The organism is Pseudomonas sp. BCRC 81390 (assembly GCF_030341915.1).
Lineage (GTDB): Bacteria > Pseudomonadota > Gammaproteobacteria > Pseudomonadales > Pseudomonadaceae > Aquipseudomonas.
In genome coordinates, this window is sequence record NZ_JATAAG010000019.1 from 1 (window position 1) to 24,583 (window position 24,583).

The 24,583-nt window shown below is 64.1% G+C and carries 26 protein-coding genes and 2 pseudogenes; 20 read left to right on the forward strand and 8 right to left on the reverse strand.

Annotated elements, in window-relative coordinates:
- The 4 genes and pseudogenes from QSV36_RS08830 to QSV36_RS08845 all read right to left on the reverse strand — a co-directional run.
- A pseudogene (locus QSV36_RS08830) lies at positions 1–207 on the reverse strand (aldehyde dehydrogenase PuuC); the annotation flags it as partial.
- Positions 204–977, reverse strand: a complete 774-nt coding sequence (locus QSV36_RS08835) for a gamma-glutamyl-gamma-aminobutyrate hydrolase family protein (RefSeq protein ID WP_289131220.1) — start codon at positions 975–977, stop codon at positions 204–206. The pseudogene QSV36_RS08830 and the gene QSV36_RS08835, both read right to left, overlap by 4 nt.
- Before the next feature lie 24 nt (positions 978–1,001).
- Positions 1,002–2,309 (reverse strand): NAD(P)/FAD-dependent oxidoreductase, encoded by a 1,308-nt coding sequence (locus QSV36_RS08840; protein ID WP_289131221.1) that lies wholly within the window; start codon positions 2,307–2,309, stop codon positions 1,002–1,004.
- A gap of 36 nt (positions 2,310–2,345) precedes the next feature.
- Positions 2,346–3,710, reverse strand: a complete 1,365-nt coding sequence (locus QSV36_RS08845) for a glutamine synthetase family protein (protein ID WP_289131222.1) — start codon at positions 3,708–3,710, stop codon at positions 2,346–2,348.
- Between the two features lie 196 nt (positions 3,711–3,906).
- Here QSV36_RS08845 and QSV36_RS08850 point away from each other — a divergent pair, with 196 nt between their 5' ends.
- The 12 genes and pseudogenes from QSV36_RS08850 (at position 3,907) to QSV36_RS08905 (ending at position 13,348) form a co-directional block, all read left to right on the forward strand.
- Positions 3,907–4,374: an Lrp/AsnC family transcriptional regulator gene (locus QSV36_RS08850; protein ID WP_289131223.1), complete on the forward strand. Its 468-nt coding sequence runs from the start codon at positions 3,907–3,909 to the stop codon at positions 4,372–4,374.
- Positions 4,375–4,691: 317 nt separating this feature from the next.
- Positions 4,692–6,110 (forward strand): APC family permease, encoded by a 1,419-nt coding sequence (locus tag QSV36_RS08855; RefSeq protein ID WP_289131224.1) that lies wholly within the window; start codon positions 4,692–4,694, stop codon positions 6,108–6,110.
- Between the two features lie 49 nt (positions 6,111–6,159).
- The gene (locus QSV36_RS08860; RefSeq protein ID WP_289131225.1) at positions 6,160–6,999 is read left to right on the forward strand and encodes a polysaccharide deacetylase family protein; all 840 of its coding nucleotides are present in this window, start codon (positions 6,160–6,162) and stop codon (positions 6,997–6,999) included.
- Positions 6,996–8,048 carry a C45 family autoproteolytic acyltransferase/hydrolase gene (locus tag QSV36_RS08865; protein ID WP_289131226.1) on the forward strand — a complete coding sequence of 351 codons (1,053 nt, stop codon included), beginning with the start codon at positions 6,996–6,998 and terminating at the stop codon, positions 8,046–8,048. Before QSV36_RS08860 ends, QSV36_RS08865 begins: the two co-directional genes overlap by 4 nt.
- Before the next feature lie 26 nt (positions 8,049–8,074).
- Complete coding sequence (locus QSV36_RS08870; protein ID WP_289131227.1) at positions 8,075–8,491, forward strand: VOC family protein; 417 nt, start codon at positions 8,075–8,077, stop codon at positions 8,489–8,491.
- Between the two features lie 15 nt (positions 8,492–8,506).
- Positions 8,507–9,319 (forward strand): SDR family NAD(P)-dependent oxidoreductase, encoded by an 813-nt coding sequence (locus tag QSV36_RS08875; RefSeq protein WP_289131228.1) that lies wholly within the window; start codon positions 8,507–8,509, stop codon positions 9,317–9,319.
- Positions 9,320–9,348: 29 nt separating this feature from the next.
- Entirely contained in the window at positions 9,349–10,380 is a 1,032-nt protein-coding gene (locus QSV36_RS08880; protein WP_289131229.1) for a Rieske 2Fe-2S domain-containing protein, read from the forward strand.
- Positions 10,377–11,336, forward strand: coding sequence for a PDR/VanB family oxidoreductase (locus tag QSV36_RS08885; RefSeq protein ID WP_289131230.1), 960 nt, complete (start codon positions 10,377–10,379; stop codon positions 11,334–11,336). The genes QSV36_RS08880 and QSV36_RS08885 overlap by 4 nt, the downstream gene beginning before the upstream one ends.
- 605 nt (positions 11,337–11,941) lie before the next feature.
- Positions 11,942–12,535: a GNAT family N-acetyltransferase gene (locus tag QSV36_RS08890; protein ID WP_289131231.1), complete on the forward strand. Its 594-nt coding sequence runs from the start codon at positions 11,942–11,944 to the stop codon at positions 12,533–12,535.
- Positions 12,532–12,891, forward strand: coding sequence for a cupin domain-containing protein (locus QSV36_RS08895; protein WP_289131232.1), 360 nt, complete (start codon positions 12,532–12,534; stop codon positions 12,889–12,891). Before QSV36_RS08890 ends, QSV36_RS08895 begins: the two co-directional genes overlap by 4 nt.
- 108 nt (positions 12,892–12,999) lie before the next feature.
- Positions 13,000–13,092: pseudogene (locus tag QSV36_RS08900) on the forward strand (LysE family translocator); the annotation flags it as partial.
- A gap of 31 nt (positions 13,093–13,123) precedes the next feature.
- Complete coding sequence (locus QSV36_RS08905; protein WP_289131543.1) at positions 13,124–13,348, forward strand: hypothetical protein; 225 nt, start codon at positions 13,124–13,126, stop codon at positions 13,346–13,348.
- Positions 13,349–13,430: 82 nt separating this feature from the next.
- On the opposite strand, the gene QSV36_RS08910 is transcribed toward QSV36_RS08905, so the two are convergent.
- Positions 13,431–14,657, reverse strand: a complete 1,227-nt coding sequence (locus QSV36_RS08910) for an MFS transporter (RefSeq protein WP_289131233.1) — start codon at positions 14,655–14,657, stop codon at positions 13,431–13,433.
- 333 nt (positions 14,658–14,990) lie between these two features.
- Between QSV36_RS08910 and QSV36_RS08915 the strand changes: the two genes are divergently transcribed.
- Complete coding sequence (locus QSV36_RS08915) at positions 14,991–15,239, forward strand: hypothetical protein (protein ID WP_289131234.1); 249 nt, start codon at positions 14,991–14,993, stop codon at positions 15,237–15,239.
- A gap of 31 nt (positions 15,240–15,270) precedes the next feature.
- Here QSV36_RS08915 and QSV36_RS08920 read toward each other — a convergent pair whose 3' ends face one another.
- The 3 genes from QSV36_RS08920 to QSV36_RS08930 form a co-directional block, all read right to left on the reverse strand.
- Positions 15,271–15,651 (reverse strand): termination factor Rho, encoded by a 381-nt coding sequence (locus tag QSV36_RS08920; protein WP_289131235.1) that lies wholly within the window; start codon positions 15,649–15,651, stop codon positions 15,271–15,273.
- 94 nt (positions 15,652–15,745) lie between these two features.
- Positions 15,746–17,209, reverse strand: a complete 1,464-nt coding sequence (locus QSV36_RS08925; protein ID WP_289131236.1) for an MFS transporter — start codon at positions 17,207–17,209, stop codon at positions 15,746–15,748.
- 22 nt (positions 17,210–17,231) lie between these two features.
- Positions 17,232–17,594, reverse strand: coding sequence for a hypothetical protein (locus QSV36_RS08930; protein WP_289131237.1), 363 nt, complete (start codon positions 17,592–17,594; stop codon positions 17,232–17,234).
- 289 nt (positions 17,595–17,883) lie between these two features.
- Between QSV36_RS08930 and pstS the strand changes: the two genes are divergently transcribed.
- The 7 genes from pstS to QSV36_RS08965 all read left to right on the forward strand — a co-directional run bounded on the left by pstS (position 17,884) and on the right by QSV36_RS08965 (position 24,527).
- On the forward strand, positions 17,884–18,915 hold the full coding sequence (pstS, locus tag QSV36_RS08935) for a phosphate ABC transporter substrate-binding protein PstS (RefSeq protein ID WP_289131238.1): 1,032 nt from the start codon (positions 17,884–17,886) through the stop codon (positions 18,913–18,915).
- Positions 18,916–18,987: 72 nt separating this feature from the next.
- Positions 18,988–19,953 carry a phosphate ABC transporter permease subunit PstC gene (gene pstC / locus QSV36_RS08940; protein ID WP_289131239.1) on the forward strand — a complete coding sequence of 322 codons (966 nt, stop codon included), beginning with the start codon at positions 18,988–18,990 and terminating at the stop codon, positions 19,951–19,953.
- Positions 19,953–20,846 (forward strand): phosphate ABC transporter permease PstA, encoded by an 894-nt coding sequence (gene pstA / locus QSV36_RS08945; RefSeq protein ID WP_186676964.1) that lies wholly within the window; start codon positions 19,953–19,955, stop codon positions 20,844–20,846. The genes pstC and pstA overlap by 1 nt, the downstream gene beginning before the upstream one ends.
- A 75-nt stretch (positions 20,847–20,921) precedes the next feature.
- On the forward strand, positions 20,922–21,683 hold the full coding sequence (gene pstB / locus QSV36_RS08950) for a phosphate ABC transporter ATP-binding protein PstB (RefSeq protein WP_225780708.1): 762 nt from the start codon (positions 20,922–20,924) through the stop codon (positions 21,681–21,683).
- Positions 21,684–21,729: 46 nt separating this feature from the next.
- The gene (locus tag QSV36_RS08955; protein ID WP_289131240.1) at positions 21,730–22,428 is read left to right on the forward strand and encodes a hypothetical protein; all 699 of its coding nucleotides are present in this window, start codon (positions 21,730–21,732) and stop codon (positions 22,426–22,428) included.
- The gene (locus QSV36_RS08960; protein ID WP_289131241.1) at positions 22,428–23,027 is read left to right on the forward strand and encodes a hypothetical protein; all 600 of its coding nucleotides are present in this window, start codon (positions 22,428–22,430) and stop codon (positions 23,025–23,027) included. Before QSV36_RS08955 ends, QSV36_RS08960 begins: the two co-directional genes overlap by 1 nt.
- A gap of 315 nt (positions 23,028–23,342) precedes the next feature.
- On the forward strand, positions 23,343–24,527 hold the full coding sequence (locus QSV36_RS08965; RefSeq protein ID WP_289131242.1) for a porin: 1,185 nt from the start codon (positions 23,343–23,345) through the stop codon (positions 24,525–24,527).
- Positions 24,528–24,583 lie beyond the last annotated feature (56 nt).

The window sequence follows — 24,583 nt, forward strand, 5'->3', positions numbered from 1 at the left end:
GAAGGTGGCACGGGCGTTTTCCACAGCGCGGTTGGCGTCGGCCAGGTCGCAGCTGGCAACCTTGGCCAGGAAGCGTCCGTCGACCGGGCTCAGGCACTCGAAGGTTTCACCGGACGCAGCCTCGGTGTATTCGCCGTTGATGAAGGCACGGCCTTCGATCTTCAGCTGTTCGGCACGGGTTTGCCAGGCCTGGAAGGTAAGGTTCATGCAGTGGCTCCTGTAGTGCTGCGACGTTCGGCGCGTTGCCGGCAGGCAGCGCCAAACGCCTGGAATATCGTCAGATAATGCGGATGCTCCAGCACCCGCCATTCGGGATGAAACTGCACGCCGAGTGCAAAGTCCCGCGCCCAAGGCAGCGACACGGCTTCGATCAGGCCGTCCTCGGCCAGTGCCTCGACCCGCAGGCCTGGCGCCAGCCGATCGATGCCCTGGCCATGGATCGAGTTGACCTGGCAGCGGCGCGGCAGGCCAAGCCGCGCCAGCACGCCGCCAGGCTCCACCAGCAGGGGCTGGCGCGCGGCGTATTGCACCGCCACCGGTTGCTCGGCGGGCTCGCGGTGGTCTTGGTACGGCGCCACTTCATGCACGCACGCGTGCAGGGTGCCTCCGAGCGCCACATTGAGCTCCTGGAACCCTCGGCAGATCGCCAACAGCGGTACACCGGCGCTGAGCGCGGCGGGGATCAGCGCGAGGTTGCAGGCGTCGCGGGCCGGGTCGTGCAGAGTGCCTGCCGGGCTGGGTGCGCCCTGGTAATGCCAGGGCTCGATATTGGACGGCGAACCGGTCAGCAGCAGGCCGTCGACATGGGCGAGCAGGTCACTCGGCTCGACCAGGCCGGGCAGGGCCGGCAGCATCATCGGCAACGCGCCCGCGGCGTCGAACACTGCGCGCACGTACTTGTCGCCGACCATGTGAAACGGGTGCGCACCCAGCTGTCGCGTGCAGGCGCTGACCGCCACGAGGGGAAATCTGTGCATGTTTACCTCGATGATGAGCGCGCCTCAGCGCAGCTTCTCCAGCAGTTGGTAGTACCACATGCCTGCGGCCAGCAGCGGGTTGCCCAGTTGCTCGCCCAGCGGGACCTTGATGTGCTTGCACGTGGCGAAGGTGTCGAAACGGGCCAAGGTGCCGGTCAGGGCCTCGGCCATGATCTCGCCCATAATGTGGCTGGTGGCGATGCCATGGCCGGAGTAGCCCTGGCAGTACCAGACGTTGTCCGACAGCTTGCCCAGTTGCGGGATGCGGTTTACCACGATGCCCATGGCGCAGCTCCACTGGAACTCGATCGGCACGCCCTTGAGCGCTGGGAAGGTGCGTTCGATGCACGGCCGCAGTTCGCAGGCGATATCCCGTGAGTCCTTGCCGGAGTAGTTGGCACCGCCGCCGAACAGCAGGCGTTTGTCGGCGGTGAGACGGTAGTAGTCGAGGACGAAGCGGCAGTCGTAAACCGCCACGTCCTTCGGGTTGATCTGCTCGGCCAGCGCGCCGAGCGGCGCGGTAGTCACGATGCCGCCCATGGCCGGGAAGATCTTGCCCTTGAGCTGGCGCGGTTCCAGCTTGTGATACACATCGCCGGCCAGCAGCACCTGGCTTGCTTCGATCCGGCCCTGGGCGGTGACCACGGCAGGGCGTGGGCCGTGGATGATGTCCAGCACCTCTGAGTGCTCGAAGATCAGCGCGCCCAGCGAGTGTGCGGCGCGGGCTTCGCCAATGCACAGGTTGAGCGGGTGCAGGTGCAGGTTGCGGCGGTTGTGCAGCGCACCGCAGTACAGCGGGCTGTCCAGAAAGCCGCGTACCCCATTGCGGTCCAGCAGGCTGACCGCATCCCCCATGCCGCGGCGCTGGGCTTCGTCATGGCTGGCCTGCAGCTCGCGCATGTGCACAGGCTTCATCGCCGCGTGCAGGTGGCCGCGCTTGAGGTCGCAGTCGATGCCGTAGCGCGCAACGCGCTGCTCGATGATCTGGTGGCCGCGCCAGCGCAGGTGCCAGATGAAGTCGTCGACCTCGGCGCCCAGTTGCTTGCTCATCTGTTTGCGCATGGCCTCGTCGCCGGACAGGCTGCCGGTGACCTGGCCACCGTTGCGCCCGCTGGCGCCCCAGCCGACCTTGTGGGTTTCCACCAGCGCGACTTTAAGCCCGCGCTCGGCCAGCTCGACTGCTGTTGCGACGCCAGTGAAGCCACCGCCGATGATCGCCACATCGACGCTGACGCCGCCTAGCAGGGGCGGGTAGGCGGTGTCTTCGGCCAGGGTGGCGGTGTAGTAGGACGGTGGCCGCAGCGCTGCGGCCGGTTGCGTTATTGCATTCATGGCGTTGTTCTCCGGGGCGCGAAGGCAGGGCGGGGCTCAGGCATTGGTCAGGTACCAGCGCCAGTCCTGCTCGCCCACTTCGGCCATGAACTGCCGGTACTCGGCCTGTTTAACCGCCAGGTAGACGCGCAGGAATTCGTGGCCGAACGCATCACGCGCCCAGCTGGACGCCTGCAATGCCTGCAGCGAACTCAACCAGTCGGTCGGCAGCAGGGTCTTGGCCTGGGCATAGCCGTTGCCTTCAACCGGCGCGCCTGGGTCCAGTTGCTGACGGATGCCTTGGTGAATGCCAGCAAGGATCGCCGCAGCGGCCAGGTAGGGGTTGGCATCGGCGCCGCAGATGCGGTGTTCGACATGCCGGGTGTTGGCTGGCCCGCCAGGCACGCGCAGGCTCACGGTGCGGTTGTCGACACCCCAGGTCGGCGCCAGTGGTGCATAGCTGTTGGCCTGGAAGCGACGGTAGGAGTTGGCGTTGGGGCAGAACAGCAGCAGCGAGTCGAGCAGGCTGGCAAGCATGCCGCCGACCGCCTGGCGCAGCAGCGGCGTGCCGGCTGGGTCGCTGCTTGCAAACAGGTTGTTGCCTTGGGCGTCGGCGAGGCTTACGTGCATGTGCATGCCGGTGCCGGCCAGGTGGTCGAACGGCTTGGCCATGAAACAAGCCTGCATGCCGTGGGCGTGCGCCACGCCCTTGACCAGGCGCTTGTAGCGCACGGCCTGGTCCATGGCCAGCAGCGCGTCGCCATGCTCCAGGGTGATTTCCACCTGGCCGGGGGCGTACTCGGAAATCGCCGTACGGGCCGGGATGCCCTGGGCCTTGCAGGCGGCGTACAAGTCTTTGAGGAACGGCTCGATCTGCTCCAGCTCCCGCAGGCCATAGACCTGGATCTGCCGTGGGCGTGCGCCGTCTTGGTCCATGGCCGGTTGCGGGCGGCCCTGGGCGTCACGCTGCTGGTCGAGCAGGTAGAACTCCAGTTCGCAGGCCATCACGGGGTACAGGCCATCGGCTTGCAGTTGTTCGATGACGCGGATCAGCAACTGCCGTGGGTCGGCCACGGTGGCGGGCAACCCTTCGCTGGGGTGCATGGACACCTGCACTGCGGCGGTGGGGATCTGCCGCCAGGGCAGGCGCACCAGGCTCCCTTCCAGCGGGTAGGCCCGGCAGTCAATGTCGCCGACGTCCCAGACCAGCCCAGTGTTTTCGACATCTTCGCCCTGCAGCGACAGGCCAAGCATGGTGCTGGGCAGCGGGCGGCCGGTCTGGTACAGCGCCAGCAGCTCTTCACGGTGCAGCAGCTTGCCGCGGGGGATGCCATTGGCGTCGAGGATGAACAGCTCGATCAGCTCGATATCGGGGTTGTCGGCGAGGAATGCCTGGGCGTGGGAGGGCGAGGCGAAGGTCATGGTGGTGAGCACCTGTTTTTGTGGTTTGCGTAAAATCTACGGGGTGTAAATTACGCAATCAATAGTTTTGTGTGAAAACAATTGCGCAATGCGTTATTTCAGCCCGGTTACTCGCAGGGGCGCCCGCACCTACAGGTAGGCCGGCGAATCTGCTAGCCTGTGCCCCGCCACCCGATCCACCATGGAAGCGTTGAACATGTCTATTTCCACCCTCGACCCACTGGACTTCGAGATCGTCCGCGAACTGCAGGAGGACGGGCGACGCGCCTTCCGTGAGGTCGCGCGTAACCTGTCGGTGCCGGAGGCGACCATCCGCACCCGGGTCAAGCGCCTGCAGGACCAGGGCATCCTGCAGATCCTGGCGTTCACCAACCCCTCCAAGCTCGGCCACGCCAAGCTGGCGCTGCTGTTCGTCAATGTGGCGCCGCAGGACCACGACCGCGTCGCCGATACCCTCAGCCGCTGGACCGAAGTGAGCTACCTGTCCACCACCATGGGTACGGCGGATATCTGCGTGCAGGTGCTGTGCCGCGATGACGAGAGCCTGTGGAACCTGCAGCAGAAAGTGCGCAGCCTGCCGGGCATTCGCGATGTGCGGACCTTGCAGGAGGTGAAGGTGCACAAGATCCGCTTTACCTTGCCGCCGGCGGAGGCGGAGGGCTGAAATGCGTGCTGCGCGGCCCAGCCGGGGCTGCGCAATAATTGGCTGAAGTTCCTGCGCAATGCGTGAACTGTTGCACCATTCCCGATCTGCCCCCGTGATCTCTCTGCTTGCCATCCCCGTTGAGACTGCCTTCCTAGAGCCGTTCTGCTGCGCCTGCACGGCTTTCGAGCAGTGCGCACCTATTTTGCACATTGCGTAAAAAATATCTTTTTATGTTGCGCAATGCGCATTGATATGAAATAAAAATATACACATGCGCAGATTCGTAACGTAACATCTGCTCATCGACACCCATAACAAAAACAGAGGGCGATACGATGCAACAGGCCATTGCAGGCACTGCGCCAACGGCGCAGCTGGTCAAATCCATCCGCTGGTGGGACGGGGTAGCGATCACCTTGAGCTTGCCCGCCGCGTTGTTCGTCGGCCTGGGTTATTCGATCGGGGCCATCGGCGCCTGGGCGGCCATGGCCTTGTGGGCGCTGATTGCCGCCGTGGCGGTGCTGCACAACTGGCTGTATTCGGAAATGGGCGCGATGTTCGCCGACAAGTCCGGCGGCATCGCCCTGTACGCCAACGAAGCCTGGTCACGGCGCATGCCCTGCCTCGGCCCGCTGGCTACTTATGCCTACTGGTTCGCCTGGGCCACCGCGCCGGCGATCTGGGGGTTGGCGGTGGCGCAGATCCTTTCCGAACAGTTCTGGCCAGAAGTCACCGCGCATTACGACCTGGGGCCTGTGCAACTGGGCCTGCCGCAGGCCATCGCCCTGGCTGTGGCGCTGTTCAGCTGGGCGCTGAGCATGGTCCAGCTGCGCTTTACCATGGTCATCCTCACCGTCGCCGGCGTGCTGTTGATGGTACCGGTGCTGGTGTTCGGCACCAGCTTCCTCACCAGTCCGGTATGGAGCATGGCAAGTTTCACCTGGCACACCGGTGAAGGCCTGCACGGCCTGCGCACGGTGCTGGCCTGGCTGTTCATCATGGCTTGGTCGGCGTATGCGGTAGAAGCTGCGGCGTCTTTCATCCCTGAGTTCCGCGATACCGTAAGCGATACCCGCAAGGCACTGCGCATTGCAGCGCTGATCCTGCTGCTGGTGTTCACCCTGGCGCCACTGGGCCTGACCGGCCTGCTTGGCGAGCAACTCATGGCCGAGCGGCCCTATGGCTTTTTGCAGGCGGCAGCCGAGGTACTGCTGGGCGGTGGTGCAACGGTGGTCACCCTGGTGTTGATCGCCGGCATTCTGGTGCTCTCTGTGATGGGTACCGCCGATGCCGGCCGCGCCTTGTATCAAAGCGCCCGTGACGGTTTGACCGTGCGCCAGTTCGGCGAACTGAACCGCGCCGGCGTCCCGGCCCGGGCAGTCACCGTGCAACTGTTCATCAATGTCGCCCTGGTGCTGCTGGTCGGCAACCCGCTGGCGGTGATCGTCGCCGGCAATATCGGCTACATCCTTGCGCACTGCCTGGCGGTTGCCGGTTACGTGGTGCTGCGCCTCGACCGCCCGGAGCAGGCGCGGCCGATTCGCCTGGGGCGTGGCTGGGTGTGGGTGGCCATGGCCCTGGCAGCTTTCGACGGGCTGATCTTGCTGGTCGGCGTGACCAGCGCCTCGATCACCGGCTACGGCGGCCTCAAGGAAGTGCTGATCGCCGTCGCGGTGCTGGCCATCTCTCAGGCCCTTTACCGCCTGCGCCGGTTGCAAGACCGCAAGGCCGACGCGTGCGCGAGCCCGCGCTGACGCACTACCCCCGACTGCGCTGACAACCCCCGTAAGAGGAGTGCACCTGATGCGTGCAGATGACTCCGGCCGCCTGTGCTGGCCGAAAAAAAGCCCTGTGGCCGTTTCCCTGACCTTCGACGTTGACGCCGAGGCCGGTTTGCTGGGCGACAGCCCAAGCTTCGCCCGCCGCCTGACCAGCCTGTCGGAAGGGCGCTTCGGCGTAACCCGCGGTGTGCCGCGCATTCTCGAACTGCTGCGCCGGCACAAGATTGCCGCGACGTTTTTCGTGCCGGGCTACACGGCCGAACAGCACCCGCACCTGGTCGAGCTGCTGCTCGAGGATGGCCACGAAATCGGCCACCACGGCCACATGCACCTGCGCAGCGACAAGGTCAGCGCCGAACAGCAGGCCGAGGAGATGGATCGGGGCCTGGCCGCACTGGCCAAGGCCGGTGCGCCGAAGCCCGCCGGTTATCGCTCGTCGTCCTGGGAACTGACCCCGGAAACCTTCGAGCTGGTGCTGGCCAACGGCTTCGCCTACGACTCCAGTTGCATGGGCGACGACCGCCCGTACTACGAGCACTTCAATGGCGCCTCGCTCCTCGAACTGCCGGTGCACTGGTCGCTGGACGACTGGCCAATGTTCGGCTGGAGCATCGACAACGGTGGCAACTTCACCGCACCCCGGGTGCTATTCGACAGCTGGCTGGCCGAGTACGAATCGGCGCGCCGCAATGGCCGCCATACCAGCTTCACCATGCACCCCGAGGTGATCGGCCGGGCCGCGCGCTTCGAGCAGCTCGAACGCCTGGTCGAGCGCATGGCCAGCGATGGCGATGTGTGGTTCGCACGCCTTGATCAAGTGGCTGCACAGGTTTCCCCGCAACTGCAACAGGTACAACCATGAGCACGCTGTTTCGTTCCACCCAACTGCAACCGGCCGCGCGTGGCCGCGAGTTCGGCGGAGTGTTCGCCGCCAAGGTGCGCGCCACCGTAGCGGCCTATGAAGGCCTGTTCGCTCGGGTTGCCCAGGCCCCATTCGACCTTCAAGCCATGGGCACACGCTGCCTTGAACAGGTGGCCGCGTTCGCGCCGCCGCTGCATGCAGAAATGCTCGGCATCGCCGAAGGCGCCAGCATCGACCCGGCGCTGATCGGTGCAATCAATGCCCGCACCGAGGTGCTTGCCGTGCTGGGCGCGCAATTGCGCGGCGAGTGCTCCACGGTGGTCCAGGTCGACCCGTGGGGCGCGCCGGTCACCGCGCAGACCTGGGACTGGTACGCCGAGTTCGCCGAGCAGTGGCTGACCTGGGAGATCCCCCATGCCGATGGCCGCCTGACCACCACCGTTACCGAGTACGGCATCGTCGGCAAGCCCGGGGTCAACAACCGCGGCCTGGGTGTGCACTTCAATATCCTGCACCACGCCCACGATGGCGCATGCATCGGCGTGCCGGTGCACGTGCTGTCGCGCTGGATCCTCGACAGCTGCAGCGACATCAACCAGGCCCTGCAGCTGTGCCAGCGTGCAGCGGTCTCGGCCTCCAGCTCGCTGACCCTGGTCGCTGCCGCCGAGCGCGCTAGTTGCGCGGTATCGGTGGAAATCCACCCGGGTGGGCCAGGCCTGGTGTTCCCCGGTGCCGACGGCTTGCTGGTGCACACCAATCACTTCCTTTCCAGCCCCGCGTGCAGTTTCGACACCGAGCCCGGCAGCTTCCCGGACACGCTGGTGCGTTACGACCAGTTGCTGCGCCGCCTCGGCAACCGCCCAGGGCTTGGGGCCAACGACCTGCTGCAGGCCCTGAACAGCCACCTCGGTACCACCGGCGCGCTGTGTTGCCACCCAGACCCGGCACTGCCGGCAGCGGGGCAGTACGCGACCCTGGCCAGCATCACCCTCGATGTGCTCAACGGCACCCTACGCGCACTGCCGGGCGGCCCGTGCCGCCACCTGTAAACCATTGCCACCAAGGAAACCACGCCATGCTCCAACTCAAACGCCTCGACAATATGGACATCCTCACCAACGACGTGCAGCGCCTGGTGGACTTCTACCACGGCACCCTCGGCCTTGGGTTCTTCCTGCCCTACGTCGCCGAAGAACGCTGGGCCGCCATCGAGATGGGCAACGTCACCCTATACCTGTTCCACACCACCAACCCGGCACCGGTCGAGCGCCGCACGGCGGTGAATCTGGAAGACAAGCCGGGTTTCGACTCCTTCGCCTTCGAGGTGGAAAACCTCGATGAAGCCATCGCCTACCTGGACGGCAAGGTCGAGTGGGTAACGCCGGCACCTATCGAATGGCAGCACCCCAACGGTACCCACTACCGCTACCGGCCGATGTTCGACCCGGACGGCAACATGTTCTACGTCACCGAACCCCACAAGACCGTCTGAGCCGGGAGCCGAAACATGTCCATTACCCACAAAAAATCTGCCCGCCTGGCCCCGGCGTCGGTACTGGCGCTGGCCCCCGAAGCGCGCTCGCTCGATGGCCGTGTGGCGCTGGTCACCGGTGCCGGCCGTGGCGCCGGCCGTGCCCAAGCCCGGTTGCTAGCGCGCCGCGGCGCCGCTGTGGCGGTGGTCGATATCGATGAAGACGTGGCCCGCGCCACCGCCGCCGAGATTGCAGAGGAGGGTGGCCGCGCCATTGCCCTGGCCTGCGACATCACCGACCGGGCGTTGGCCGAACACTGCGTGGCGCAGGTCGCCGAGCAGCTCGATGGCCTCGACATCCTGGTGCACAACGCCGGGCTGATCTACTCCATGACCGGCCTGGAAGCCACCGACGATGGCAATTTTGACCGGCTGCTGGCGATCAACGTCAACGCGCCGCTGTACCTCACCCGTGCAGCCCTGGCACACCTGCGTCGCAGTCCGGCGCCACGGGTGATCTTCATCAACTCGCAGTGGGGCCAGGTGCCCGACGGCCACTCCTACGGCTACATGGTCAGCAAGTCGGCGCAGCTGGGGCTGATGAAGACCCTGGCCAAGGAGTTCGTCGGCGAGGGCATCCTGGTCAACGCCATAACCCCCGGCGCGATCCTGACGCGCATGGTGCCCGAGGAGTACATCGAGGCCGAGCAGGCCGCCATCCCGCTTGGCCGCCTGGTACACCCCGAGGAAATCGCTGCGGTGGTGGCGTTCCTCGCCTCGGACGAAGCGGCGTTCATCACCGGCCAGGCCATCCCCGTCAACGGTGGGGCCCTGGTAGTCGGCATCTGACAACAAGAACAACCTGTGAGGACTATTCCATGACGACTCAAGCAACCCAGCGCCAACGCGCCGAACAGGCCATGCGCCGCCAGTGGTTCCCGGTGGCCCGCTCGACCGACCTCTGCACCCCGCAATCGGCCACGTTACTGGGCGAAAAACTGGTGGTGTGGCGCACTGCCTCCGGCCAGGCCGTGGTCCAGGAGGCGCGCTGCCCGCACCGCGGCGCCGACCTGTCGCTGGGCGAAGTGCACGGCGAGAGCCTTGGCTGCCCGTACCACGGTTGGCGCTTTGCCGCCGAGGGCGGCAAGTGCAGCCATGTGCCGTCGCTGGAGGACCAATGCAAGATCCCCCAGGCCGCCGCCGTGCGCACCTTCGCCTGTCAAGAGCGGTACGGGCATGTGTGGACGGCGCTAGAGGAGCCTCTGTTCGAGCTGTACGACCTGGCCGAGTGGCGTGAGCTGGACCTCGAATGGCTAGCGGCCGAACCGCTGGACTCGCCCACCGGCGTGGCGGTGGCGGTGGAGAACTTCGGCGATGTCGCGCACTTTTCTTACATTCACCGCGGCATGATGGGCCACGTCAACCCGGTGGTCGAACCGCTCAACGTGCGCCGCGAAGGCCTTGATATCTGGATGGATCGGCCGCTGCAGGCCTGTGAGGGCGAGTGGGCCAACGACGGCGATTGCATGATGAACTACCACATCGTCGCCCCGGGCCTGGTGGCCATCACCTACGACTACGAACGCTTGGGCAAGCGTGTGGTGGCCGGCTTCCCGTGCCCGGTTGCCTATGACCACGTGAAGATCTTCTGGGGCGTGGCCAATGATCGCAACTACACCGGCGGCGACCTGCAAGAGTGCCTGCGCGTCGAGGAACTGCTGTACCTCGAAGACCTGCCCGTGGCCGCGACCATCACCCCGGCGGAAATCGATTGGGACGCCAAGCAGGTCGAGCATTCGGTGCCTTCGGACCTGTATACACTGAATTACCGTCGTGCCTTCCGCGAGTTCATTGAACGCGGCCAGCACGTGCCGGTGCGCCTGGTCGACGAACCGAGGGCGTTGCCGTGAGTGCCTTGGGCGAAACGCTGGCGGTGCAGGTAGCCGGGCTGCGGTTGGAAGCCGAGGGGGTGATCTCGCTGGAGCTGCGCGCCCTTGGCGGTGCCGTGTTCCCGGCGTGGGCCCCGGGCGCGCACATCGACCTGCTATTGCCCTCGGGGCTAGTGCGTCAGTACTCGTTGTGCGGCGACCCACAGCAGCGTCGCAGCTTGCGCATCGCCGTGCTGCTGGAGGCCAATGGCCGGGGCGGTTCGCGTGAGGTGCATGGCGCCTTGCGCCTGGGCCAGCAACTGGCGATACGCGGGCCGCGCAATGCCTTCTCGATGCAGGAAGGTGAAGCCTATCTGTTCGTCGCTGGCGGCATCGGGGTTACACCCATCATGGCCATGGCGCAGGCCGCCCAGCGCGCGGGCGCCGATTGGCAAATGCTCTACGGAGGCCGTTCGCGCCACTCAATGGCTTTCATTGACGAATTGCAGGCTATAGGCGCGGGCCGCGTCGAAGTCGTGCCGCTGGATGAGGTCGGCCTGCTTGACCTGGATGTCGTGGTGGCCGCTGCACGGGCCGGGCGTCAGGTCTACAGCTGTGGGCCGGCAGCATTGCTGGATGCGTTGACGGCGCGCTTCGCCGAAGCAGGATTGCTGGAACGCCTGCATCTTGAGCGGTTTGCCCCGGTGCAGGCACCAGTAGAGGAGGGCTCTGAGGAGTTGACGGTGATCCTTGCCCGCAGTGGCACTCAGGTGCAGGTGCCGCGCGGTTGCACGATCATGGCGGCGCTGCGGGCGGCGGGGCATGAGGTGGCATCGTCTTGTGAGCAGGGCGTGTGCGGCATGTGCGAGACGCGGGTGCTGGATGGGGTGCCGGATCATCGCGACATGCTGCTCAGTGAAAGCGAGCGGGCGCAGGGGAACGTGATGCTGCTGTGCGTTTCTCGGGCTTTGACGCCGACCCTCACGCTCGACCTGTAGTCACTAACCAGTTCAGCATTAACAGAGTAGCGCCTGCCCAGTGCAGGCGCTCTATGTGTATACCATCCAATTGTTCAACAACGAGACAAGTATTGCCAGGCAACGTAATACATCTGTCTGCTCCCCCGAGCAGTCGCTTCGACTGGCAGAGGCTTGTCGTGAGCGTCCGCTTAGGGTCACCAGCTGCCTTTCGTGACATGCGACTTCCATACCGAGGAAGCCGTGAACTGATTCCTGAATGACACGTCGTCCCGCGTCTGCCTCACCAGCTCCGGCAACTGCACGATCAATTCTCCAGCCTGCCCCCTAGAAGGCCACGTTCCTTTGAGCATGGGCGACGTCGCACGCCGTGCTGACGGTGTTCGCCCATAGCATGATGGGAGCCGTTCAACCCGCCTACGCTGCCCTTTGCCAAAGCCGTAGTCCTTGAAAACTAGGCGCTGTATGAAAGTCTTCAGGCGCCGGTCAGGCAAGGTGAAAACAGCCGAGAAAACGATGTGTACGGGAGTACATGAGCATTCCGAGGCTATTTCCCATGCAGCATGACCAAGTATCAAGGCTTTTCGTACAGAGCCTAATCACCCGATCCCATGGGAGCATCATTCATGCCTATCCACTTCAGACCCGCTCAGGCCTCGGACGCACACGATATTGCGCGCTTCTTTCAACTGACATCGGAGGGCATGGCCGATTACATATGGAGCAAGCTTGCCGCACCTGGAGAAGCTTTGCTGAGTGTCGGTGCGTCTCGCTATGCCAGGGAACAGGGCGACTTTTCCTACAAGAACTGCCTGATGGCTACTTTCGACGGGCGCGTCATCGGCATGATGCATAGCTATGCCTTGCGCGAGACCCCTGACAGGCCTGTCGAGACAGACCCGGTCCTCGCGCCTTATGCCGACATGGAAATACCTGACACCTTGTACATATCCAGCCTGGCCCTGGATGAGGCCTGGCGCAGCCAGGGGTTGGGTGCGCAGTTTCTTCGCCACGCCCAACAGCGCGCCGAAGACGCTGGCCTGGATGGGCTATGCCTGATCGATTATGCAGAAAACCACGGTGCCCGCCGCTTCTACGAACGTCACGGTTTTCACATTGTTAAAACCTGCCAGATCGTTCCGCACCCGATGCTGGGCGTAACCGGTGAAGCCTATTTGATGTATCGCCCTACCCACAACGTGCTCGAGAAAAAGCCATGACCCAGAAACTGACCGTGTTCCGCGAACTGGATATCCAACCGCTGCGTGACCTTCCCTTTTTTGAAGAGATCGTGGAGGGCAGCCCTCATACGCTGACGTCCAAGTACTATCACGATGAACAGCAAGGGCGCATTTCCGGAGAGTGGGAAGCCAGCACCGGCGCGTGGCGCATCGACTACAAAGTATGGGAATTTTGCCATGTCCTGAGTGGATGCTGCGTCATCGAGCTTGAGGGGTGCGAGCCCATCACACTGGCCGCTGGCGACACGTTCATTATCGAACCGGGCGCCAAGGGTAAATGGACCGTGCTGGAAGACATGAAAAAGAACTTCGTGATCCTCTTGCCCGCACACTAGGCATGGGGTCGCGTTCCAGACGCTGCCTGAAAACTGCCGGGGCTGCTGCGCAGCCCCTTCGCGACAAAGTACGCCGGCGCGCTGTACCTGTTCTACCTGGGGCTGAAAATGTGGCGTACCCAGCGTTTCATCCCCGAGCTCAGCGCGACCGCCACCCAGCCCTGGCGGCGCTTCGTCGAAGCGTTGTCGATCCAGTTGCTCAATCCCAAGGCGGGGTTTTTTCTTCCTGGCAGTGTTTCCACAATTCATCAGCCAGCAGGGCAACTACCACAGCCAGTTTTTCCTGCTGGTTTCGCCCTACGCAGTGCTGGTGGTGCTGGTGCATACGGACTACGCGCTGATGGCCAATGGCGCCAGGGGCTGGTTGTCGACCCATCGCGGCGCGCGAATCGCCGGCAAGCTGTCGGGCATCACTTTCTTCTGTTTTGGTGTGCTGATGGCCTCGGCCAGTAAATGAACCGCGTTCACCGCGCGGGCTGCGTCGCTCACCATGCTGTGCCAGGTGTGGCATTGCATGAAGAGCGGCGCACCGGCTCTGGTCAGGCAGGCTGGGCCGCCAGGCTGTTGCTGACATTACGCCCAAGCACCAGCACCGTGACGAAGCCACAGCCCACCAGCGCCGTGGCCAGGCTCAACAGCATCGCGCTGCCCAGCTGGTCGACGATGCGCCCACCGAAGAATGAACCCAGCGCAATGATCACCTGGAACATGGCAACGAACAGCGGCATGCCACGTTCGACGTCCTTCGGTGCGACGACAAACATCCAGATGCTGGCGCAGGCCGGGAACGCGCCGAAGGCGAAGCCCCACAACCCGATCAGCATCGCGGCGCCGGTAAGGCCGGTGGCGAAGTGTGGGAACAGGGCGGTGCTGATGCCGATCATCAACGCGACCAGCAGCAGGGTGTAACGCACGCTGCGGTTGGCGGCGAAACCGGCAAAAAGGTTGCCGATGACCCCGGCCACGCCATAAAGCAACAGCAACGAGCCAATGGTCGGTCCATCGAAGCCGGAGCTTTGCTTGAAGAACGGGGCGACATAGGTGTATGCGGCAAAGTGCGCCAGGCCGATCAGCAACACGGCGATCAGGCCGACCCGCGCCAGCGGGTTGATGAACAGCGCCGGCAGGTCGCTGATGCGAATCGCCTTGTCCGGGTTGAGCCGGGGCAGCAACAGCACCTGCGCCAGCAGCACGGGGAGCCCCAGCAGCGCGGTGATCAGGAAGGTCATGCGCCAGCCCATCAGGCCACTCAGCCAGGTGCCTACCGGCACGCCCAGCACGGTGGCCAGGGTCACCCCGACCATGATGATCGAGGTGGCCTGCGCAACGCCGACGCCCTTGGGCGCGAGGCGGCCGCTGAGGGCGATGGCGGTGGCCCAGAAGCCACCGATGCTGATGCCCAGCAGCACGCGCCCAAACAGCAGCAGGCTGAAGTCGCTGGCGTAGGCCACCACGGCGTTGGCAATGATCATGATCAGTGTCAGGCCGATCAGCAGGTAGCGACGGTCGAGGGCGCCGATGCCCACCGACAGCAGCGGCGCGGCGAGGGCGGCCATGATGCCGGGCAGGGTCACCATCAGGCCGGCATGGCCGGCACTGATGCCGAGGTCGCTGGCGACATCATTGAGTACGCCTACCGGCAGAAACTCGCTGGTCACCAACGCAAAGGCGCCGACAGCCACCGAGAGGATCGCCAGCCACTGCTGTTTGACGCTTTGCTGGGCATGTTCGGGCAGGCCGCGAGGGGCCGGGCTGGAATTTGGCATGGTATTGGATTCCGGGACAAAGAAGTCGCCTGAAGCAGGCGCAAGAGCGGGGAAAAGCTGAAGGCGATTGTACGGGGCGATTTTGCCAGGCCAACAGGCGTGTCGTTCGATAGTAATCATCGATGCAATCGATGCGATGCCTGGCGCGGTGCCATGCTGCGGGCCCGGCAGTACAGGGAACAAAACGATCGTATGCTGCAAGGAGCGCGGCCGCTTGCCTCGCATCAAGGACATCAGGCGCAGTTACTGCGCACTGCGCCTCGATATTTATTGCATGAGTCAGCTTGATGCTTTCACATAGCCATACTAATACTATGGTACTGCCGAAGGGGGATGATCATGCAGACGCGTTTCGTTGTGGTTCCCGCTGTGCCTCTCAAGAAAGAAACCTATCCTCGCCGGCTTGGCTTTCCCGCCGCCCTGGGGGAGGGGTACGACCTTTACGACACGCAAGACAAGGTCCGCCTGAGCTTGAACCTTGCGACCCGCGCGCAAGCCGAGTTCGAATGTGAATGCCGCAACCGTTGTCCGGGCGCCGATGACGCGCCCATGGCGAGCAACGGTCTGGGTGCCATGGGCTGACCCGCGTTTCAGGCAAGGTCCTGATCGTGCATCAGGCGTGCTTGCGCAATGCCTCCACCAACTGCGCCTTGGTCATGCTGGAACGCCCCTTGATATCCTTGCTGCGCGCCTCCTTCATCAGGCTTTCCTTGGTCTGCGTCTCCAGCGAGGTGCCCGAAGTGCGTGAATGGCCCTGACGCGTTTTGGCGGCGCGTTTGGCCGAATCCGAGCGCGCGGTTTTCTGCGCTGCGGCAGAGGTCTTGCTGCCGGAGCCGCCTTTCTTCTCGCCGCCGCCCGATTGCTTGTTGACCGTAGCCCAGGCACGCGCTTCGGCTTCGTCCTTTGACACGCCCTTGTGTTCGTAGCTTTCCTCTATATGCTCGGCCTTGCGCTTCTGCTTGTCTGTGTATTTGTCCTTGTCACCGCGTGGCATGGTCTTCACTCCTGCTGGGTTTGCCTGCACGGTTGAAACCGGTGCGCCGACAGAGTGCCGGGCAATGGACGAGCGGTGCCCCGAGCGACCCGGTTCAGGTGTCGCTGACCTGCGACAGTGGCCTGGCCACATGCTCCAGTGAGCGGCGCTCGGCAGCCACGCCCCACACGGCCTGGGTGAGCGCGGCGATGATCATCAGCGCCGCGCCCAGCAGGTAGCCATACAGCACGTTCAGGCGCTCTCCCGACTCGATCAGCGCGCCGAACAGGGTGGGGCCGATGATGCCGCCAAGGCCGGTGCCGAAGGCGTAGAACACGGCGATCGCCAGCGCGCGGATTTCCAGCGGGAAGGTCTCTGCCACCGTCAGGTAGGCGGAGCTGGCCGCAGCCGAGGCAAAGAAGAAGATCACCATCCAGGCGAGGGTCTGCTGGGTCACATCGAGCAGTTGCTGCTGGAACAGGTAGCCGCTGAGCGTCAGCAGCACGCCCGATACCAGGTAGGTCGCGCTGATCATGATGCGCCGGCCTAGCAGGTCGAACAGCCGGCCCAGCAGCAACGGCCCGCAGAAGTTGCCCAGGGCGAACGGCAGTACATACCAGCCCACCCGCGCCGACGGCACGCCATAGAAGTCGGTCAATACCAGCGCGTAGGTGAAGAAGATCGCGTTGTAGAAGAAGGCCTGGGCCGTGAGCAAGGTCAGGCCCACCAGCGCCCGCCGCCGATGCTCGACGAACAGGCTGTGGAAGACCTCGCGCAGCGGCGTATGGTCACGCGCGCGCAGGCGCAGGGGAGGGACCTGCACTGGCGGTATGGCAATGCCGCGTTGGCGGTAGTGGCGTTCGATCTCGGCAACGATGCGCTCGGCTTCCTCCGGCTGGTCGTGAACCATCAGCCAGCGCGGGCTCTCCGGTATCCACAGGCGCATCAGCATGATCAGCAGGCCCAGTACCGCGCCAATGCCAAAGCACAGGCGCCAGCCCAGTTCGCCACCGGCCACGGCCGGGTCGAGCAACACCACCGCAGCCACCGCGCCTAGCGCTGCGCCGATCCAGAACGTGCCATTGATGGTCAGATCGACCCAGCCGCGATAGCGCGCCGGGGTGAATTCCTGGATGGTCGAGTTGATCGCGGTGTACTCGCCGCCGATGCCGGCGCCGGTGAAGAAGCGGAACAGCAGGAAGCTCCACAGGTTCCAGGAAAACGCCGTGGCTGCGGTGGCGCCGATGTACAGGAACAGCGTAATGAAAAACAGCTTGCGCCGCCCCAGGCGGTCGGTCAGCCAGCCGAAGAACAACGCGCCGAGCACCGCGCCGACGATATAGGTTGCACCTGCCAGGCCGATATCGGTGTTGCTCATGGCCAGGGCCGGGCTGTCCTTGAGGGCGCCCGACACCGAGCCGGCCAATGTCACCTCGAGGCCATCGAGCAGCCAGGTGATGCCCAGCGCCAGTACCAGTAGCGTATGAAAACGCGTCCAGGGCAGCCGGTCGAGGCGGGCTGGAATGTCGGTGCTGTGCAGGCGCACCCGCTTCGTGGCATTGCCGGGAGCTGTCGTCACGCCAGGCCCTGAGCTGCCAGCCTCAACTGCCGGAGCCTGCGCCGCCGCCCGCGCCGCTCGAGCCACCACTGCTGCCGCCGGTGCCGCTGCCCGCTCCGCTACCAGCTCCGGTTCCCGTGCCGCTACCGCTACCCGAACCACCTGTGGTGCCATCGCCACCCGTGCTGTCGGTGCCATTGTCATCCGTGCCGCCCGTGCCTGTACCCATGCCATCGGCCGGGGTGCCGGAGCCGCTCGCTCCACCTTGGCCGTTCATGTGGCCATTATCGTGAGGCTGGCTGCGCGGGGCGGGCTGGTCGGTCACATCAGTGGCGGCCAGCGCGAGGGGAGTGCTGATGCCCAGGCACAGGGCGAGCAGCATTGATCGAGCCGTTATCGGTTGCATGGTGAATCTCCTTTTACCGTGGGTCACCCACTGTTCGGCCCGCAACCCGCGCATGGGGTGCCGCGCTGGCGACGGACGGGCACCGGGCCATCGAGGTGGTCATGCAATCGACATATCGCCAGGTTAACGTTGCGGCTGGCGCCTGCGAGTGCGTCGTGTCCTTCGGGAGCCACGCTGCGCCGTGATGGCGCCAGCGGGCGGCTCTATCCCGCGGCATGCCTTTCATCAGTCACAAAGCTGTAACATTGCTGCTGCAAAGTGTGCCGGCCATCACACGGAGCGCTTTTCGATGATACGCCTGATGAAGTCTGCTGCACTTGCCGTTGCCGTTTCTGTCTGCGCCACTTCGGCCGCGTTCGCCGTAGAGAACGTACGCCTGACCGGTTCCGGCGCCAGCTTCCCAGCACCTATCTACCTGACCTGGTTCAAGGCCTTCAGCAAGGAAACTGACGGCGTCACCGTGGATTACCAGTCCAAGGGGAGCGGGGCCGGTGTTCAGGACTTTCTGAACAAGACTGTCGATTTTGCCGCCAGCGACTCGGCCATGAAGCCTGAAGAAATCGCCAAGGTCAGCGAGGGCGTGCAGTTGCTGCCAATGACCGCCGGTGAAATCGTCCTGGCGTACAACCTGCCGGGCAACCCGAAAAGGCTGAAGCTGCCGCGCGACGTCTACTCGAACATCTTCCTCGGCAAGATCACCCAGTGGAACGACCCGCAGATCGTCGCGGCCAACCCCGAGCTGAAACTGCCAGCCACCCCGATTACCGTGGTCGTGCGTGCCGACTCCAGCGGTACCACGGCGGTCTTCACCAAGCACCTGTCGGCGATCAACGCTGACTTCAAGCAAGCGCTGGGCGAGGGCAACACCGTCAACTGGCCCGCCAGCGACAAGTTCATCAAGTCGCCGAAGAACGACGGGGTAACCGCTACCGTGCGCCAGACCCCAGGTGCCATCGGCTACATCGAATACGGCTTCGCCAAGTTGGCCAAGGTCGACTTCGCCCAACTGCAGAACAAGGCCGGCCAGTACGTGGTGCCAAACGCCGAAAGCGGTGCCGAGGCGCTGGCTGCGGTGAACATGCCGGAAAACCTGGTGGCCTGGCTGCCTGACCCGGAAGGTGCCAAGTCCTACCCGATCACCTCGTACACCTGGATGATCTTCCGCAAGGACAACGGCAACCCGGCCAAGGCCAAAGCCATGCGCGAGATGGTCGAGTACAGCCTGACCGAAGGGCAGAAGATTGCCGACTCGATGGGCTACATCCCGCTGCCGCAATCGGTGGTCGACCAGGTTCGCAAAGCGTCCGCCAACATCCAGTAGTGCCTACAGGCGCTCCCGGTGTGGTCCTGTGACCATGCCGGGGGTGTTTGCCCCCTGTCCCGGAACTTGCCCATGAACTCACCTTTCGCCATCCCGGATAACCCCCACTCCGCATGCCAGCCGCCGTCTGCGAAAGACTTTCTGGTAGATCGCACCTTCCGTGCGCTGGCACGCATCGGTGTGGTGCTGGTCCTGGCGCTGGTCTTCGCGCTGGTCTATGAAGTGGGCCGCAAGGCCCTGCCAGGTATCGAGAAGCACGGTTTCGATGTGTTGTTCGGCAGCGTCTGGGACGTCAACCAAGGCAAGTACGGCATTCTGCCGGCGATCTGGGGCACGCTGTACAGCGCCCTGATCGCCCTGTTGATCGCCGGTTTCTTCGGCGTCAGCATGGCCATTTTCCTCACCCAGGACTTCCTGCCGGCCAAGCTGGCGGCAGTCTTCCGCACCATTGTCGAGTTGCTCGCTGCCATCCCCAGCGTCGTCTACGGTCTATGGGGCATCTACGTGGTGATCCCGGCCATCCGCCCGCTGACCACCTGGCTGAACAGCGAGCTGGGCTGGATTCCGTTTTTTGGCACCTCGCTGAGCGGGCCCGGGCTGCTGCCTGCCGCGCTGGTGCTGGCGATCATGATTCTGCCCACCATTGCTGCCGTTTCGCAGGATGCGCTGACCAGCGTGCCGATGAAAACCAAGCAGGCGGCCTACGGCCTGGGCGCCACCCACTGGGAGGCGATCCTCAAGGTGATGGTGCCGTCCGCGGCCACCGGCATCTTCGGTTCGCTGGTGCTCGGCCTGGGCCGGGCTCTGGGCGAAACCATGGCGCTGGCCATGCTGGTCGGCAATGCCAACAACATATCCGTGTCCTTGTTCGCCCCGGCCAACACCCTGGCCGCGCTGCTGGCGCTGAACTTCCCGGAGGCCGGCCCGAACGAAGTCGAAGTACTGATGTACGCCGCCCTGGTACTGATGTTCATCACCCTGCTGGTGAACGTACTCGGCTCGATGATCATGCTCTACGCCCAGCGGGGTAACAAATGATGACCGACCTCACCACCCCGACCAAGGCGCTGCCCAGCCTGCAGCGCAAGCTGGAAGGCCGTTCCCTGCGCAGCCTGGTGCTGACCACGCTGGCCTGGTGCGCGGCGCTGGTGGCCAGCGTGCCGCTGGTTTCCGTGCTGTACATGCTGATCACCCGTGGTGGTGCACGCCTCAACCTGGAGGTGTTCACCGAACTGCCACCCACCGGTTTCGAGATGGGCGGGGGCTTTGGCAACGCCATGGTCGGCACCTTCGTCATGGTCGGTATTGCTGCGGCCATCGCCGTGCCGGTCGGTATTCTGGCCGCGGTGTTCCTGGCTGAACTCGGCCCGGACAGCAAGCTGGCCAACGCTGCGCGCTTCGCCGCCAGAATGCTCACCGGCCTGCCATCGATCCTGGCTGGGGTATTCGCCTACGCCCTGGTGGTGATGACCACCGGCACCTACTCGGCGCCGGCAGGCGGCGTGGCGCTGGCGGTACTGATGCTGCCGATCGTCGTGCTGACTGCGGAAGAGTCGATGAAGATGGTGCCCAAGATCATGAAGGATGCCGCCTATGGCATGGGCTGCACCCGGGCCCAGGTGATCTGGAAAATCGTCCTGCCCACCGGCCTGCCGGCGATCCTCACCGGTGTCATGCTGGCCGTGGCGCGTGCCGCCGGCGAAACGGCGCCGCTGTTGTTCACCGCGTTGTTCAGCAACTACTGGATCCTGCATGACGGCGACCTGGCCGTGATGAACCCGACGGCCTCGCTGGCCGTGCTGATCTACAACTTCTCCGGCATGCCATTCGACAACCAGCTCGAGCTCGCCTGGGCGGCCTCGCTGGTACTGGTGATGATCGTGCTGGTAATCAACATTCTGAGCCGAGTATTCGGCAAGCCCAAGTACTGAGAAAGGGAGCATTCGACCTTGAACGTATCCACTGCGCAAAAAGCCGCTCCCGTGGTCAGCGAAGCCCCCATCGTCATGGACTGCAAGCTGGACAAGATCTTCTACGGCAACTTCATGGCCGTGCGCGACAGCCACGTACCGATCCGCAAGAACCAGATCACCGGTTTCATCGGCCCGTCCGGCTGCGGCAAGAGTACCGTGCTGCGCAGCCTCAACCGCATGAACGACCTGGTCAAGGGCTTCCGTTTTGAAGGCCACGTGCATTTCCTCGGCCAGGATGTCTATGGCAAGGGCGTCGACCCGGTCGTGGTGCGCCGTTACATCGGCATGGTGTTCCAGCAGCCCAACCCGTTCTCGATGAGCATCTTCGACAACGTCGCCTTCGGCCTGCGCCTGAACCGCTACAAAGGCGACATCGGGGACCGCGTCAAGCATGCGCTGCAGGGCGCCGCGCTGTGGGACGAAGTAAAGGACAAGCTCAAGGTCAGCGGCCTGTCGCTGTCCGGTGGCCAGCAGCAACGCCTGTGCATCGCCCGCGCGATCGCCACCGAGCCGGAAGTGCTGCTGCTGGACGAGCCGTGTTCGGCACTCGACCCCATCGCCACCCGCCGGGTGGAAGAACTGATGGTCGAACTGAAAAAGGACTACACCATCGCGCTGGTCACCCACAACATGCAGCAGGCGATTCGTGTGGCTGACCAAACCGCGTTCTTCTCGGTCGACATCTCCCAGGGCACCCGCACTGGCTACCTGGTCGAAATGGGGCCGACCACGCAGATCTTCCAGAACCCGCGCGAGCAACTGACCGCCGACTACATCAGCGGCAAGTTCAGCTGAACCTGGGCCGCGTCATTTTCCGTTGAAGGGTTACTCGGGATTTCCAATGCCAGCGACGCGTCGTCTTGATCTGTCAGCGGTAGAGCGCGCACTGCGTGAGGTGCAGGCCCGTTTTGCCGAGCTCAGCGAGCGATTCACCGAACCGCGCGACCCGTTCACCGACGAGGTACTGCTCAATGTCGTTGAAGGCTATGCCCTGATTGACGACTATGTCGCACGTGGCATCGATCTTTTCGACCTGCAGCAGCTGAACCTGATGCTGGAGATCAATGCCACCGTGCTGTGTGGCAGCGATCCTGCCCGCCGCCTGGAATTCGCCGCGCATCTTGCCGCGACCGAGGCGCGCTTCTTCAACAACGTCGAAGGCGGCATCAAGGATCTGTACAACTGGTACTGGGCGTACCGCAGTGATTCGATCTGGAAGCGCGCCGCCGGTGTCTACGTGCGCATCCTCAGCAAGCCGCAGCTGTTCATCGAAGGCAACAACCGCACCGGGTCGCTGATCGTCAGCTACCTGCTGATGCGCGCCGGGCTGCCGCCCTTCGTGCTGTCGCTGGACAACGCCGAGGGCTACTTCAACCCATCATCGGTCATCCGCAATTCCGCCAAACATGGTGTCAAGGCCTTGTACGAACTACCCAAGATCAAGAAGAAGTACGCCGCGTTCCTTGAAGCGAAAGCGCCTGAACCGGGCCAGTTTTTCCTGGGCGGCATGCCTGTGCCAGCCTGCAAGAGGTGCCGCTGATGCACGGGGCTTCACTGCTGCAGCGTGGCTGGCAGGCCGTCGAGCGCCGATTCAACCGGCCAAAGGTGCGCATTTCGTTCGACATCGATGACACGCTCGCCTGCCAGCCGGAGCACGCCGCCGCCGAACACAGCGAGCTGCCGGCCTTTGTCCACCGCTGGTTGGGCGAACCCCTGCGCAGTGGCACGCGCGCGTTGATCCGCGACCTGCGCCGCCAGGGCTGCAGCATCTGGATCTACACCTCGTCGGGGCGTACACCGGCCTACATTCGCCGCTGGCTGATGCTCTACGGCATCCGCGTCGACGGCGTGGTCAACAGTGACCGCCACCAGCATGTCCTGGCCAGGCACGGGCTGGGCCATGCACCTTCGAAGCTGCCGTCGGCGTTCGACATCGATCTGCATGTGGATGATTCCGAAGGGGTGCGGCTGGAAGGCGTCGACCACGGTTTCCGTGTGCTGGTGGTATGCCCGAAGGATGAACACTGGGCGCAGAAGGTCAAGGATGCCGCTGTCGATGTGCAGGCCCAACTGGCCTGGCAGCAGCCGCACCGCTATGAGATGCCGGTGCGGCTAGATTCACAAGCGCTGGTTTCCTGAAACCAGGCGATTGCGCTCGGCTTGTGAAGCGGGCGACGCGGTGGCTGGCACCGGCTATGCCGGTGATCGCGGCTGAAGCCGCTCCTACAGGTACGGCGTCAGGTCGAAGCCGGGCTTTTTGTATCGGTACCTGCCTGCCATTAATGCCTAGACCCTAAGTCTCGCCTCCCGGCCCAACCCGGTAGCGGGCCCGAATGCTCACGCCCCACACGCCGGCCCAAAGCACCCGCCAGCCCGCCCCAAAGCAGTGTTTCTGGCCCTTTGCCCGGTTCTGATAATCGCCTCCGACATCCCGTCCCCGTTTCGGAGCGCGCCATGTACAACAATAAGAATCTGTCCCCCCGTTTGCTGGCGGCTGTTACCGTCAGCCTGTCGAGCCTTTGCCTGAGCGGTGTCGCCGAGGCCGAGATCATGCTGTACGACAAGGACCAGACGACGTTTTCCACCGACGGCTATATCAACGCCTTCTACGTCAACAGCGATGTCGATCGCGAGGGTGAGCAGTACGACCGCCGCCAGTCGCGGGTGAAGATGGGCTTTTTGCCCAACTACCTGGGCTTCAACATGGGCAAGCAGGTCGACGACCTCAAGCTCGGCGCGCGCGCTTCGTTCTGGGTGACCATCAACGACAGCGAAACCAACGGCACCGACACCGCCATCGACGTGCGCCAGTTCTACGGTACCGTGGCCAACCCGGAATGGGGCGAGGTCCTGATCGGCAAGGATTTCGGCCTGTTCGCCCGCTCCAACATCCTGCTCGACGAACTGCTGGCCGGTTATGGCCAGGTCAGTGACACCCTGGGCCTGGTGGACGGCGGCGGGGTATCGTTCGGCAACATCGGCAGCGGCTACCCGTACCCGTTCCCCACCTCGCAGATTACCTACCGCACCCCGGTGATGGACGGCCTGCGCGTCGCGGTCGGCATCATGGACCCGGTGGACACCAACGACAGCAGCCCGACCGGCAAGGCCTACCAGGAAAACCCGCGTACCGAAAGCGAGATCACCTACCAGTTCGACCTGGGCGGGGCGCAGATCTACAGCTGGCTCAACGGCAGCTACCAGACCTCCGACAACACCGACCCGGCGGTGCAATCGGTCACCTCCAAAGGTGTCGGCTATGGCGTGCAGGCGAAGATGGGCGGGCTGTCGCTGACCGGTTCGGGGTTCCAGGCCAAGGGCATCAACCCGTTCTTCACCAACAACGCGGGCGAACCGACCTTGCGCAATGTCGACAGTGACGGCTACCTGCTGCAGGGCTCGTACAAGTTCGGCAAGAACCGCGTGGCGCTGTCCTACGGCAAGACCAAGGACGATGGCAATGGTGCGGTCGACAGTGGTGCAGATTATGAAACCCGTGGCATCGCGCTGTTCCACGACATCAATGACAACCTCAAGCTGGTTGCCGAGTACAACCAGTTTTCCATCGAGGGTCATGAAACCAGTGCGCAGGACGAAGACACCGATACCTTTGCGGTTGGGGCGGTGCTCACCTGGTAGGTCCTCGGCCTCGACTCAAGATTGCTGGGGCTGCTGTGCAGCCCTTTCGCGGCGGG